Annotated in this window: 11 protein-coding genes; 7 read left to right on the top strand and 4 right to left on the bottom strand. The window is 58.4% G+C overall.

What is annotated here, in order from left to right:
* Positions 1–211 precede the first annotated feature (211 nt).
* Both AC2T28_RS15605 and AC2T28_RS15600 read right to left on the bottom strand, forming a co-directional pair.
* Positions 212–598: a DUF1761 domain-containing protein gene (locus AC2T28_RS15605; protein ID WP_486749558.1), complete on the bottom strand. Its 387-nt coding sequence runs from the start codon at positions 596–598 to the stop codon at positions 212–214.
* Between the two features lie 109 nt (positions 599–707).
* Positions 708–1,649, bottom strand: a complete 942-nt coding sequence (locus AC2T28_RS15600; RefSeq protein WP_486749557.1) for a LysR family transcriptional regulator — start codon at positions 1,647–1,649, stop codon at positions 708–710.
* Between the two features lie 97 nt (positions 1,650–1,746).
* On the opposite strand from AC2T28_RS15600, the gene AC2T28_RS15595 reads away from it, so the two are divergent.
* From AC2T28_RS15595 to AC2T28_RS15585, 3 genes are all read left to right on the top strand, one after another.
* Complete coding sequence (locus AC2T28_RS15595; RefSeq protein ID WP_486749556.1) at positions 1,747–2,976, top strand: urate hydroxylase PuuD; 1,230 nt, start codon at positions 1,747–1,749, stop codon at positions 2,974–2,976.
* Between the two features lie 197 nt (positions 2,977–3,173).
* Positions 3,174–4,979: an autotransporter assembly complex protein TamA gene (locus AC2T28_RS15590; protein WP_486749555.1), complete on the top strand. Its 1,806-nt coding sequence runs from the start codon at positions 3,174–3,176 to the stop codon at positions 4,977–4,979.
* A complete protein-coding gene (locus AC2T28_RS15585) occupies positions 4,976–8,389 on the top strand; it encodes a translocation/assembly module TamB domain-containing protein (protein ID WP_486749554.1) in 3,414 nt (1,137 codons plus the stop codon). The genes AC2T28_RS15590 and AC2T28_RS15585 overlap by 4 nt, the downstream gene beginning before the upstream one ends.
* Positions 8,390–8,545: 156 nt before the next feature.
* On the opposite strand, the gene AC2T28_RS15580 is transcribed toward AC2T28_RS15585, so the two are convergent.
* On the bottom strand, positions 8,546–9,505 hold the full coding sequence (locus AC2T28_RS15580) for a glucokinase (protein WP_486749553.1): 960 nt from the start codon (positions 9,503–9,505) through the stop codon (positions 8,546–8,548).
* Between the two features lie 144 nt (positions 9,506–9,649).
* Between AC2T28_RS15580 and AC2T28_RS15575 the strand changes: the two genes are divergently transcribed.
* The 3 genes from AC2T28_RS15575 to AC2T28_RS15565 are packed head-to-tail and all read left to right on the top strand — an operon-like array spanning position 9,650 to position 12,000.
* Positions 9,650–10,696 (top strand): glycosyltransferase family 2 protein, encoded by a 1,047-nt coding sequence (locus AC2T28_RS15575; protein ID WP_486749552.1) that lies wholly within the window; start codon positions 9,650–9,652, stop codon positions 10,694–10,696.
* Positions 10,693–11,631 (top strand): glycosyltransferase family 2 protein, encoded by a 939-nt coding sequence (locus tag AC2T28_RS15570; protein ID WP_486749551.1) that lies wholly within the window; start codon positions 10,693–10,695, stop codon positions 11,629–11,631. Before AC2T28_RS15575 ends, AC2T28_RS15570 begins: the two co-directional genes overlap by 4 nt.
* A gap of 42 nt (positions 11,632–11,673) precedes the next feature.
* On the top strand, positions 11,674–12,000 hold the full coding sequence (locus tag AC2T28_RS15565; protein ID WP_486749550.1) for a hypothetical protein: 327 nt from the start codon (positions 11,674–11,676) through the stop codon (positions 11,998–12,000).
* 30 nt (positions 12,001–12,030) lie between these two features.
* Here the strand turns inward: AC2T28_RS15565 and AC2T28_RS15560 are convergent, their stop codons facing one another.
* On the bottom strand, positions 12,031–12,750 hold the full coding sequence (locus tag AC2T28_RS15560; RefSeq protein WP_486749769.1) for a WecB/TagA/CpsF family glycosyltransferase: 720 nt from the start codon (positions 12,748–12,750) through the stop codon (positions 12,031–12,033).
* Positions 12,751–12,952: 202 nt separating this feature from the next.
* Here AC2T28_RS15560 and AC2T28_RS15555 point away from each other — a divergent pair, with 202 nt between their 5' ends.
* Positions 12,953–14,413, top strand: coding sequence for a hypothetical protein (locus AC2T28_RS15555; protein ID WP_486749549.1), 1,461 nt, complete (start codon positions 12,953–12,955; stop codon positions 14,411–14,413).
* Positions 14,414–14,550: the final 137 nt, after the last annotated feature.

Here is a 14,550-nt window from a genome sequence, read left to right as displayed (position 1 = left end):
ACGCCAAGGCGGGCCCAACTGCACCGACATGCAGCATTAGACCCACCAGTATCTTTAGTTCAGCCGTCTCTAGCCACCGCACCGCGCGTAGCGCGGTGCCACGCCCAAACTCTGCAATACGTCGACAGACGCCTTCAGAGGCGGGAGACCCTCATAGTATTCTCACGCAGTCCTCAATTCGGCCCGCTCTAAGGCGAAACTCATCAACGGATCAAAAAATCCCCTGACAAATAACCATGACCACACCGCTGGCCAGCCAGTATCCGGCATCCGTCGCCCGCGCATAGGCGCTGTTTTTGCGGAACATACCGCCGGCATAACCCATGACCGAAAACGCAACCACTGCCAGGATAATGGTCAGCAGGGCGTTGGAGACGGCAGTCACTCCAACAAGCCAGCTGAACAGAAACAGCCCCAGAAACTGACTGATCATGGCCCCTGCTGGCATCTCATTTGCCTCGCCCATCTGAACACCAACGCCTTCAGCCCATTTGGGTCCAAACAACTTGGGTGAGTACCACGCCCATCCCAACAAGAACGCCGCGACGGCTCCTGAAATAACGCCTGCCCAGCTCACGCCCTCAAACAACTCTGCCATTGGAAATCCCCTAGTTGATAATACGGCGCGATCTGCGCCAACTAGTAATTAACCCACAAGTTAATCATCAGTCAACATGGGACAGAAAATCCTACCGAAGAGTAGCACCTTATTGTGCGTTGCGATGTTGCTCTACCCGCGCCTCAGCCTCACGTACCGCGCGCGCCATGCGTTCGGTCATGAAGTCCATGAACAGCCGAGTTTTAGGGTCCTGATGCCGCCGGTGGGTATACAAGCAGGCCATCTGTACCGGCACCGGCGGCGTCTGCGTGACGACCGGTACAAGACTACCGTTACACAAGTGATCTGCCACCTCGAACACCGGCTTCATCGCAATACCGTGCCCCGCCAGCGCCCAATCTGTCAGCACATCGCCATCATCACATTCGTACCGACCCGAAACGGCGTATCGTTTGGGTCCCTCATCTGTTTGCAGCATCCACTGAAATTCTGCCGCACCGGGAAAACGCAGGTTCAGGCAATCATGGGTACCACTCACTAGTTCTGCCGCTGTATTGGGCACACCTTCCCGCGCCAGATACTCCGGCGAGGCACACAGCACCCGCTGACAGTCGGTAATCTTGCGAATACGTAGATTGCTGTCTTCCGGCTGGCCCAGGAAAAACGCCATATCCAGACCTTCGGTGGTCAGATCCACTGTCCGATCTGTCATCCGTAGCCGAAAACTAATCTCAGGGAACTGCTCCAGAAACTCGGGCACCTGCGGCGCAACCAACCGTCGCCCTGCCCCCAAGGGAGCCGCAATGAACAAAGATCCGCGTGGCACCTCAGTCAGGTGCATCACCTTGGCCTCGGCCGCATCCACCGTCTCCAGCACGTTCACCGCGCCACCATAAAACGCCTTGCCCTGTTCGGTGGCCGTCAAATTGCGCGTGGTTCGCTGAAACAGCCGTACCCCCAAATAATCCTCAAGCTGCGAGATTCGTGCCGAGGTCACCGCTGGTGAAATCCGCAAATCACGGCCCGCTGCCGACATCGAACCAAGTTCATAGACCCTTACAAAGGTCCGTATGTTATCAAGATAGGACATTGTTCCATTTTTTTTGATACAGTTTGATAATATACGGGAATACCGAATAATCCAAGCTTTGCCTAGAGTGTCGGCAGATAACAATAAGGGGCGTCCAATGTTTGAATTGGTGATGATGTGGGATTGGCTGGGCTTTGCAGTGCGCTGGCTACACGTAATAACGGCAATTGCCTGGATCGGTTCTTCGTTCTATTTCATTGCCTTGGACCTGGGCCTGCGCAAAGCGCCTGATCTTCCGGTTGGGGCTCACGGCGAAGAATGGCAGGTCCACGGTGGCGGTTTTTATCACATCCGAAAATATTTGGTGGCCCCGGCAGAAATGCCTGATCACCTGACCTGGTTCAAATGGGAAAGCTACATGACCTGGCTCAGCGGCGCGGCGTTGCTGATGATTGTCTACTGGGCTGGTGGTGAACTGTACCTGATCGACCAAGCCAAGGCTGAGTTGGAACTATGGCAGGGTATCGCAATTTCGGCAGCCTCGCTGTCGGTGGGCTGGCTGGTCTATGACCGGTTGTGCAAGTCCGGCCTGGCCGAACAACCCACCCTGTTGATGGTACTTCTGTTTGTGCTGCTCGTGGTGATGGGCTGGGCGCTGAACCAGGTGTTCACCGGTCGTGCCATGATGCTGCATCTGGGTGCATTTACCGCCACAATCATGACGGCCAACGTGTTCTTCATCATCATGCCAAACCAGCGCATCGTGGTGGCAGACCTGCAGGCCGGGCGCACCCCGGACTCCAAATACGGCAAGATTGCCAAGCTGCGTTCGACCCACAACAACTACCTAACCCTGCCTGTGGTCTTCCTGATGCTGTCCAACCACTACCCTCTGGCCTTTGCCAGCGAGTACAACTGGCTGATCGCAGCGCTGGTCTTCCTGATGGGTGTAACCATCCGCCACTACTTCAACACCCACCATGCTCGCGCTGGCAACCCGACCTGGACTTGGCTGGTCACTGCTCTGCTGTTCCTCGGCGTGATCATCCTGTCGACCTTTGGGCTGGAGTATGAAGGCGACGAAGGGCAAGAGGCCAAACTGACCGGCACCGCGCTGGTGATGGCCCAGACAGAAGGCTTTGAAGAGGTCCATGAGATGATCATGGGCCGCTGCTCGATGTGCCACGCACGCGAGCCGTTCTATGATGGCATCCGCCGTGCGCCCAAGGGCGTACTGTTAGAAACCGAGGCAGACGTGGCCCGTCAGGCCGAGGCGATCTATCTGCATTCGGGCGTAACCGACGCCATGCCCCCAGCAAATGTGACCTTTATGGAGCCCGAAGACCGCGCCGCAATCCGCCGCTGGTTCCGTGCAGCGCAGTCGTAACTGCAAGCGACATCTAAGCTTTGTTCCGCCCGGCCACCTGGCCGGGTTTTCTTTTTCAGGGCACCCAAATCTAGCGCCCCAAAGGCGATTTCCCGGCTTCTACCACCACCCATGGTGTGATACCCCTGATCTCAACCCATGAGTCTCTGTATATTTGCGAGGCGGGTTGTGTATTACAGGCAGCCCGGAGCCCGCCGATGTATTTGTTTTCCAGCCCGCGAAAATTTGCGCGTGCACTGTTTTTCAGCCTCTGCGGGCTTGCTGCGCCAGGCTTTGCTTGGGCTGCCAGTACCACGCTTTCCGCTCCGGGCGCTGATGAAGAGCTGACCCAGCGGTTGCGCGGGGCCTCGGCAGTGTTTTCCGTCCCCTCGGATATTGATGTGCAAGGATTGCTTGCGACCGCCCTGTCTGACTATCGCACTCTGGTGCAGGTTCTCTATGACAGCGGCTATTTCTCGCCCGAGGTCAGCATCCAGCTTGATGGTCGCGAGGCTGCAGCAATCCAACCGCTCTACCCGCCACGATCCATCGACACCATCACCATCACTGTAAATCCGGGCCCTCGGTTCACCTTTGGCACCGCGCTTGTCACCCCCTTGCCCGAGCCGAGCGAGGTGGAGATGCCCGACGGCTTTGCCAACGGCGAGGTGGCCACCACAGGTGCCATTCGCGATGCCAATCAAGCCGGGCTCAAAGCTTGGCGCCACGAAGGTCACGCCAAGGTTGTCCTGCAGAACCAAGACATCACCGCCAACCATGCACAGGCACGCCTCGATGCTACCCTGCACATGAACCCTGGCCCTCTTTTGCGGTTTGGCCAATTGAACCAAGCGGGCGAAACCGCTGTAAATCCCGATGCCATCCGCCGCATCGCTGGTTTCCCCGAAGGTGAGGTCTATCACCCCGAATCCCTGGCCAAGGTTGGCACCCGTCTGCGCCGCACCGGCACGTTTTCATCCGTGTCTCTTACCGAGGCCCAACTGGCCAACCCCGACGGCACACTGGATATCACCGCCACCTTCGAAGACCTACCACAGCGCCGCCTGACATTCGGGGCTGAACTCAGCTCAAGCGACGGGCTAGAGCTGACCGGCAGCTGGATGCACCGCAACCTGTTTGGCAATGCCGAAAAACTGCGGTTTGAACTGCGTCTTAGTGGACTGGGCGGAAACAGTGATCTGGATGGGCGCATTGCCCTGCGACTTGATCGCCCTGCCACGCTTGGCCCGGATGACAACACCTATTACCTGCTCGAAGTCGAGCGCCTGGACGAAGAACACTACAAAGCCACCCGCGGCCTCGGCGCCATTGGTGTACGCCGGGTGTTTTCAGACACCCTATTTGCCGAAGGTTCAATCGGATTTGAGTCGATCCTTGCCGAAGACGTGTTTGGCAAACGCCGGTTCAAATACATCGAGGGCAGTCTGCGTGCTGAAAGTGACCGCCGCAACAACCGCGTCAGCGCCACGCGTGGCTATTATCTGGATGCGCGGTTTGTGCCTTTCATCGGTATCGACGGCAGCAAATCCGGCGCACAGGTAATACTCGACGGTCGCCTCTACTACAGCCTCAGCAGTTCGGACAGTGTTGTGTTGGCGGGGCGGATGCAATTGGGGTCGGTCATCGGCCCGTCCCTCGCAGATGTCTCGCCAACCAAACTGTTCTTCTCGGGTGGGGCCGGGTCGGTGCGCGGACACGAATACCAATCGCTTGGGGTGCCTGTCGCAGGTGGCACTGCAGGCGGCAAAGGCTATCTTGCCCTGTCTACCGAGGTACGCGGCAAAGTCACCGACAAAATCTCATTGGTGGGTTTCTACGATCTGGGTCTTGTGGATGAAAACAGCTTTGTCTCCAGTTCCTCTCAACGCCACTCGGGCGCCGGGATTGGGGTTCGCTATGATGTGTCGGGCATTGGACCGCTGCGTCTGGATCTGGCCTATCCAGTTGATGGAGGCAGCACAGATGGCTGGCAATTCTATATTGGTATAGGACAGTCGTTTTGAACAGGTTCATCACATATACCCTTGCCGGGGCACTTGTTGCTGCTCCCTTGTCTGCACAGGATCAGAAATCCGAAGAGTCCGGTGGATTTCTGGTTGGCTTCCTAGAGGACACCCTGTCTGACGATAATCGCCAGATCAGCGTCATCGGACTCGAAGGTGCGCTGTCCTCATCGGCCACAATCAAACAGATTACAGTCTCGGATGAAGATGGCGTCTGGCTAACCATCGACAACGCGGTGCTTGACTGGAATCGGCTGGCACTGGTTCAGGGACAGTTTTCCGTCAACGCATTGACTGCCGACTCCATTATTGTGGCCCGCGCGCCCAAACCAGTTCCACCAGACCCAGAACTGCCCACCCCCGAGGCCAAACCCTTTCAGGTGCCCGAACTGCCCGTGGCGGTGGAGCTGGGCAAACTCTCGGTCGGTAAAATCGACCTGGGCCAAGACCTGCTGGGCACGGCTGCCAGTCTATCGCTGAACGGCTCGCTCAAATTGGCAGACGGCGCGCTGGACAGCGACCTTCTGGTGGCACGGCTCGACAAACCCGGTGACGTGCTGAGGCTGGATGCGGCTTATGTCAATGAAACCCGCGTGATCAGTCTGGACCTGACACTAGAGGAAGCCACCAATGGTTTGGTTTCAGCCGCGCTGAACCTGCCCGGCCGCCCAACCGTGCGCCTGTCGGCCCAGGGCACCGGCCCAGTTGACAACTTCAATGCCAATATCGAGCTCGACACCAATGGAGCCCGCCGCTTGGGCGGGCAAGTGGTTCTTTCTGCACTGGACACAGGCGACTCCAAAACCCCGAAAGGCATCGCCTTCTTGGCAGATCTGGGCGGCAATATCGATCCCCTTCTGCCTCCAGACTACCGGCCCTTCTTTGGCGAAGGCATTCGCGCCAACCTAAAAGGCGACACCGACCCGGACGGTCGCATCACGCTGGACAATTTAGTGCTGCGCACGCAGGCGCTGCAACTGACCGGAGCACTGGCCCTGGCACCGGGTGGCGTGCTCGATACCGCCAACATCAAGGCCGCTATCACCCCGCCGGCGGGCCAAGCCGCTGTTTTGCTCCCACTGGCGGGTGGTACAACCACAGTAGCCGGGGTTGAGCTGACCGCCCACAAAACCGCCAGTTCCGACTGGCGTGTCAATGCCCTGCTGGACCGGCTCAGCCACCCGGCCCTCTCCCTGACTGAGGCGCAGTTCAACGCCACTGGCACGCTGGACCAAGCAGATGGGTTGGCCATCACCGGCGACATTCAGGCCGCGCTATCGGGTGTGAAACCTGTCGATCCGGCCTTGGCACAGGCTCTGGGCAGCAACGTCACCTTTGACGGAACTCTCTCGGCTCAGGGTGATGGCGCCCTGCAGATCACCGATATGGCCCTGCGCGGCAGCGACTATCAGGCCAGCGGAGACGTGCAGATCGAAGGAATGGAAACCGGGCTGAAGATCACCACGGATCTACAAGCAGGCGCGGCGGATATGGCACGGTTTTCCGGACTGGCCGGGCAATCTATCGGCGGTGCGGTAACCGCCAACATCAAAGGCCACGCCGCGCCGCTGTCAGGAACATTCAACATTGATCTGGCCCTACGCACCAAGGATCTCAGCAGCGGAATCGCCCAGATTGACCCGCTGATTGCCGGGGTTAGCACGCTGAACCTGCAAGCCGCCCGCGACACCATGGGGCTGCGGGTGGATCACTTCGACATCACCAACCCCGCCCTGTCAGCCCGCGCCAATGGCCAACTCAGCAGCACAACCGGTACGCTGACACTCAACGCCCGCCTGAACGAACTTGCCTCGTTGATTCCGCAAACTTCGGGGCCCCTGTCATTAGATGCCGATATCACTCGAGATGGCACAACGCTCGCGGGTAAGCTCCAGCTCAAAGGCCCCAATGCCTCGGTTGCCACACTTGACGGCTCTGTTGACCGCAACGGCAATGCCGACCTGACTTTTGACGCCGCACTGGAAGAGCTGCAACGCTTCCTACCCGAACTTGGCGGCACGCTGACCGCCAAGGGCACCGCCAGCCGCCGCTCGGGGATCTGGCAGGTCGACAGCGGTGTTGTCGGCCCGGCCGGTATTGACGCAACAGTTGCAGGCAGCTGGAACGAGGCCACAGCCAGCGCCGACATGCATGCCAAGGGCAAGCTGCGCCTGGATGCGGCCAACCTGTTTATCAAACCCAATTCGGTGCGCGGATTGGGCGAATTCGACATGGCCTTACGCGGCGCACCTGCGCTGGAAAACCTCAGCGGCACCCTCACAACGTCGGGCACCACGCTGGCGATCCCTTCCGCCAAGCAGCAAATCGAAGCCATTGCCGCCACCATTTCCATTGCGCAGTCGCGGGCCAATATTCAGGTCTCGGCCCAGCCCCGCGCCGGTGGAGGTGTTCGCATTACAGGGCCAGTCTCGCTGACCGCCCCTTTCGACGGCAATGTTCAGGTCGCACTTGATAGCGTGATCCTGACCGATAATTTGATGTATGAAACTGTCCTGAATGGCGCACTTGGCTATACCGGTCCCCTCGCGGGCAATGGGCAGTTGCGCGGTCATATCAACGTTGGCGAAACCAATATTAATCTGGCTGCGGCTGGAGGGTCCGTCACCTCAGCCCCCATTCCGCCTATTCGTCACATCAACGAGCCCAGCGCCTCGCGTCGCACCCGCGTTCACGCCGGTTTGATTGATCAGGCCCAACCGGGCAGCGGACCGGATATTGGTCTGGATATCATGATCAACGCACCGGGCCGTATCTTTGCCCGTGGGCGTGGGTTGCAAGCCGAGTTGGGTGGCCAAATTCATGTGCGTGGCAGCACCACAAATCTGGCGCCATCCGGCCAAATCGGCCTGATCCGAGGCAACTTCAACTTGCTGGGGCGCCGGTTGGAACTGGACGAGGGCAAGGTTACGCTGCAAGGCAATCTGGTGCCCTATCTAGACTTCAAATCCACCGCCAGCACCTCCGAAGGCTCGGCCACCATGGAAATTTCAGGCCTGATCGACGCGCCGGTGATCAAGGTCTATTCAGATCCTGCCCGCCCCAGCGAAGAGGCACTGGCCCTGCTGCTGTTTGGCGACAATATCGAGGATCTTTCACCGCTGGCTCTGGCCCGTATGGCGGCGTCCATGCGTGAACTCAGCGGCCGTGGCGGCAAAACCGAAGGCGCGCTGCGCGATGAAACGGGTGCGGATGAAGCCGAACTCAGCTTTGATGGCTTGGGATTGGGCGGCTATGTCGCCGATAACATCTACACGGACTTCAACGTCAACACCAAAGGCGAGAGCGAGCTGAACATCAATCTGGATGTGACCAGCAATGTGACCGTCACCGGTACTGTTGAAAGTGATGGCGACACCGGCTTGGGGCTGTTTTTCAAGAAAGACTATTAGACTTTCAAACGAAAATTCAGCCTCTCTACGCTGTTTGATTACAACGCCCTGCCGCCTGGCCGTAAGGCCGGGCCGCGCCCGCCCCTCCCCCTGGGAGGGCGCATTCGCACCCACCCAGGCTCGGGCGCACCCCTATTCATAAACACAGGGCATAAATCAAATTGTTGGCTGGGTCCTTTGCACAGCTTCTAGCGCCACCCGCGCTGACCCGCTTACACCAGCCGCATCGTCGGTGATCAACCACAGCGGCGTCTGCTCACTTTGCGTCTGAAGCAATCCACCCGCCTGCGAGAACCCCTCTAGAAAATGGGCCTGTGCAGGTGATCCCAACACCCCACGCGCTACACTGCCCGCAAAGAACAGCCCCTGCCCCGGCATATAAGTCGGGATCAGATTGGCAGCAAACAGCCCTAACAGTTCAGCCCAAGTCACAACGGTTCTGGCCGCAGCACTGTTTTGATCCGCCAAATACTCCTCCATCAACTGCGCGCCACCTGCAATCGCCCGGCCGCTCATCGCTTGATGAAAGCGCACCAGCCCATGCCCCGAGAACAGGCTTTCGACACTTGGAAACTCATCAGGACAATGGCCCAATGAAGTTTCCAGCCTGGTAAAAACCGAGGCTGGCAGACTGGCATGGCCCAGCTCCGCTCCTGCGGTTTGATTCCCCACTACCAGTGACACATTGAACCCTGTGCCAATGCCGACCACCAATGACTGATGTCCCTGTTGCGCGCCGGCCCGCAATGACGACAGTTGTCCTGGGCTCAGCACCGGCAAGGAATACCCCAAAGCCGCTAGGTCATTGATCAGATCCATCCGCGCACCCGACGGCAATTCCAATCGGGCGGCCAAACCACCGGCATCCCCGTGCCAATCGCGATTGGTCAACCTGTATTCGTCGCCATAGACAGGGCCAGCGACCGCGATACAGGCACCTTGAATGTCAGGGAGATCCGGCTGTGCGCGATAAGCCGTCAGCACATCTTCAAGGCTGGTATAGCTGTCGTTGTCAAAACTCTTCAGCGCAGTGACCCCAATCTCAGGCCCCGCCAATGCCAATCGCGTGTTGCTGCCTCCAACATCACCAACCAGTACCGTGACATCCAAATCCATCCAGTTGCACCCTTGTTGCAAATTCTCAAAAACAAATGGTGCTGCATCTCTCCCTCAAATGCAATTGATCCGGGCACAAATGCTTGCAGACACAGCGCATTTGCCTAATTTGGCGCCAGTAGTCAGCGATGGGCACTTGCAACAATGGAAAACACCATAAATTCTCTGTGGCAACGGATCGGTGGCAAACTGGCGCGCATGCGCCACCAGGCCCGGCTGCGCGCCTCACTGCGCCAAATCCACGGGCCCTCAACCCCCACTGCCGCCGCAGACGAGGTCACCGTTGTTACACTGGTTCGCGATGGGGCCTATTACTTACCAGCCTTCTTTGACCATTATCGCAGCCTTGGCATCCGCTATTTTGTCTTTATCGACAATGGCTCAACCGATGACACCCTGGATCTGATTCGCGCCCAACCCGGTACAGTGATCCTGCAATCCGACCTGCCGTGGGGGGCGTTTGAAAACGACTTTCGCCGCGCCGCCGCCGAACGCTATTGCCGCGATCGCTGGTGTCTCTATGTGGACATGGACGAGATCTTTGATTTCCAGGGCCGCGACCAGATCGGCCTGGCGGGCCTGATCAAATATCTTGAGCAGCAGGGCTATACTGCCATGATGGCACAGATGCTTGAAATGTTTCCCAAGGCGGCGCTGAACTCAGTGGCAAAACTCCCCTACAATCAGGTACTCGAGCAGTTTCATTATTGCGACGTCACGGATGTGCACCGCCTTGACTATACCAATCCAAAGACCGGAATTTCCTATTTCCTTCGCCAAAACACGCTCAGCGTTCCCGAAACACAGATCCTGTTCGGCGGGGTGCGCGGCACGTTTTTTGACGAAAACTGCTGTCTCAGCAAGCACCCCTTGGTGTTTGTCGGCGATCAAGTCCAACCCGGCGTGCACCCGCACTGTTCCGCAAATGTAACTGTCGCCGATGTATCCGCCGTCATCAAACACTACAAATTCGCCAATGACAGCGCCGCCCGCGACCGCGCTAGCCTGGCAAGTGCCAGCATCCAGCATGGCGAGGACAAGCTGCGCGCCCAGCGCATGGAAAAGGTTCCCGACCTGTCGCTCTGGTCCGAAACAGCGCAGGATTATCCCGGTGTCACCTCGCTCCAGTCCCAAGGTTTCCTGATGGGATCTGACAGCTACAACGCCCATATTGCAGGGGAAAAACAATGATCGGCGCCGTTGTGATTGGCCGGAATGAAGGCCAACGTCTCATCGACTGCCTAACCTCACTACAGGACCACGTGCAACAGCTTGTCTATGTCGATAGCGGCTCCACCGACGGTTCCGCCACCGCCGCCCGTGATCTTGGCGCACATGTCATTGATCTCGACCTGTCCCAGCCCTTTACCGCCGCCCGCGCCCGCAATGCTGGGCTGGCGGCACTGAGCCAGGATTGCACTCTGGTCCAATTTGTTGACGGCGATTGCATCGTTGATCCCACTTGGGTCGAAACAGCCAGCACTTTTCTCGCCGGACACCCTGACGTCGCTGTTGTCTGTGGCCGCCGCCGCGAACGCTTCCCCGAAGCCTCAATCTACAACCGCCTATGCGACGACGAATGGAACACCCCGGTGGGAGAAGCCAAAGCCTGTGGCGGTGACGCCCTGATGCGCATCGCTCCCTTGAACGAGGCCGGTGGCTACCACGAAGACCTGATTGCCGGCGAAGAGCCTGAACTCTGTGTGCGCCTACGCGCTGCAGGATGGCGTATCTGGCGGTTGGATGCAGAGATGACCTTGCACGATGCACAAATGCACCGTTTTGCCCAATGGTGGACCCGCACCCGGCGCGCCGGATACGCTTTTGCCGAGGGCGCAACACTCCACGGCGCGCCACCGGAACGGCACTGGGTGGCGGAAACCCGCAGGGCTTTGCTCTGGGGTTTCGGTCTTCCGTTAGCGATTGCATTGTCCAGCCTGCTCGCCAACTGGATGCTGTTGGCTCTGTTAGTCTACCCACTTCAAGTTCTCCGCCTGTCGCGGCGCATGGGCTGGGGAGGCGGACTCTTCACGGTGCTGGGCAAATTTCCCGAATCCTTGGGCGCGCTGGAATATCACTGGCATCGTTTCACTGGCAAAAAGCACGGGCTTATTGAATATAAGTAGCCTCTCGACACTGCGCCACACACAGAAATCAAGGGATGTAGAGTGTCTTCACAAAGCCCAAGACCAAAGATCAAGCTCTCTAGATTGCGGGACATTGGCTGGTCGCTCTGGGACCCTATCGGCCTGCTGCCAGCTGGTGAAACCTGGGACACACCAAACATCCAACCTTTTGCCAATGAATATGACAGCTACCTGCTGAATGCAGCGAGCCAACTTCGAGCTGGTAAACCTGAAACTGAAGTCGTCCGGTATCTGGTCCAGATTGAAACCGAGCATATGGGGCTTGGGACAGACTACTATGGAGCCAAGCAAAAACGGGCTTTGGCCGTGGTGTCTGCCATCTTTGCCGATAAACACCTCTGGACGTGAAGAGCGCTAATATGGCTTTCCACAGGCCTCTTAGAGATTTCCCTTACGCGCCCGCCAAGCCAAAACCACCTGACGCGGCAAAATCGCTATGCAGCGCGCATAGCGTGGTACCATACGCGCCGGGCTGCTCAGCGCACGCCACAGCCATTCCAGCGCCAGCTTGCGCATCCACAGGGGTGCGCGGTGCTGATGCCCGCCCAAGAAGTCCAACCCTGCCCCGATTGAGGCAAAGCCAACACCCGGTGCTAGAGCGCGCCCCCGCGCTGCCAGCAGCTCTTGCTTCGGAGCACCAAGTGCCAGGAAACACAGACCAATACCTCTGTCTTGCAACAGCTTCAAAATCTCCGCCGCCTCGTCCCCTGCCGGGTCGAACACGCCTGACGGCGCATGGCACAAGGCTATATCCAGCCCCGCAACCTTGTCTTGCAAAGCCCGCGACGCATCCGCTAGCGCAACCTCCGTACTGCCCACCAGCGCCATCGGAACACCTGCCTTGGCCGCCCATTGGCACAGTGGCTCGATCATGTCCGATCCCGGCATCAGCTCTACCTGGTGCCCCGCCAGTTTGGAGAGCCAGACAATGGGGCGCCCATCCGCCACCACCAGATCCTGCTGTGCATAGGCCTCGAGGAAAGCCTGCGAGTCCCCCATCTTGACCAGATGATCCAGATTGACGGTGGCCAGCGCAAAGCCCTGCTTCTGTTCAAACCGTTGCTGAACCTCAACCTTCAACGCCGCACGTGTGGGCATACTGATCGCTATGGCTTTGCCGTGAAATTCAAACTGCACGTGGGCCTCTCCGTAAAAATCCACTCATGGCATACGCTGCCCGCGCCCACAGCGCTAGCCATCAGTTGCAACCAATACAAAACGTTGTTTGCACGCCATGACTTGGCCGTAATCAACCGCTAGACTGCGCCGCATACCGCAACCCAGCAGGCCTTCCTCTCTGATGCCCAACGCTCTGGCTTACATAATGCTGATGGCCTGGCCACTGGTCACGGTCTGGCTGTTTCGTCGCCTATCTGTCGAGCGGGCTATTCTGTGGAGCATTCTGGCTGGCTACTTGTTGCTCCCGCCTTTGGCTGAATTTGATCTGCCGCTGGTGCCCGACATGGATAAATTCACCATTCCCTCGGTTGCCGCCTTTCTGGTTTGCGTTCTGATTGTGAAAAAGCCGGTGCCGCTCTGGCCCCGGCATCTGATCGTGCGCATCCTCGTCGCAGGCTTCATGCTCAGTGTCATTCCAACAGTCTTCACCAATGGCGATCCGATTCTGTTCCGCGTTATCCAAAACTCGGAACCCATTGTCTTTATCACAGATTCCCTGCCGGGCCTGCGCTGGCGCGATTTGGGGTCTGTTATGATCAACCAGGCCATTGTTCTGTTGCCGTTTTTCATGGCACGCAAATACCTGTCGACCCACTCCGGCATGCGCGAACTGCTACTGGCGCTGATGCTGGCCGGGCTCGTCTATACGATCCCCTCGCTGATCGAAATCCGGCTCAGCCCGCAGATGAATGTCTGGATCTATGGCTTTTTCCAGCACAGCTTTGAGCAAATGATGCGCCAGGGCGGCTTCCGGCCCATCGTGTTCCTGCCCCATGGGCTGTGGCTGGCCTTCTTCATCATGTCCTCGGTGCTGGCTGCCGCCGCGCTGGCGCGCTCTGCCGCCGGCAAAGACCGCACGCGCTTTGTCATGGCCACGGTCTATCTGTTCTGGGTTCTGGTGCTGTGCAAAAGCATGGCCTCGCTGGCCTATGGGCTGGCCTTTACCCCGGTGATCGCGCTGGCACCACTGCGCTGGCAGGTCCGTCTGGCGTTAGTTCTGGCGTTGATCGCGGTAATCTATCCAATGCTACGCAATCTGGGCCTGATCCCCACCGAGGCGATCCTAGCCCAGGCCGAGGCGATCAGCGCCGAACGCGCCCAGTCGCTGGAATATCGCTTTGATAACGAGCGTATTCTGCTGGAACGCGCCGCTGAAAAGCCCTGGTTTGGCTGGGGCGGCTGGGGCCGCAACCTGATCCGCCACTTTGAGACTGGCGAGATCCTATCAATCCCCGATGGCCGCTGGATCATCACTTTTGGAGCCTTTGGCTGGATCGGCTACATTGCAGAAATGGGGCTTCTGGCTGCCCCTTTGGTCCTGTTGGCCGTCGAGGTCCGCCGCAAGAGCGATCAGAACATTTCTGTCTATGTCGCCCCCATCGCTCTGATGCTGGCGGCAACTATGATGGACATGCTGCTGAACGCAACGCTGATCCCTTTTACCTGGCTCTGCGCCGGGGCTGTTTTGGGCTACGCCGAACGGCTACGCTTTCCTGATTTTGACACTGCCCGACGCCCTCTGTTCGGTGGCAAACAGGCCCTGGCCGGTGATACCGCAACAGGACCGCGCTCAATCATGTAATGCCGCATTGTTTCCGCTTTTGCGGCCCAATTGAACACATTCTGTTCATAACCGGGCCGCATAGGTTGACGAAACTTGCGGGGCTGCCGGTGGGGGAATTGCGGCCTGCATTTCCATTCCAGTCAGCATTGGTAGAC

The organism is Parasedimentitalea nitratireducens (genome assembly GCF_057444295.1).
Note: the sequence above shows the minus strand (reverse complement) of the source record. Positions and strands in the feature narration are given on the sequence as shown.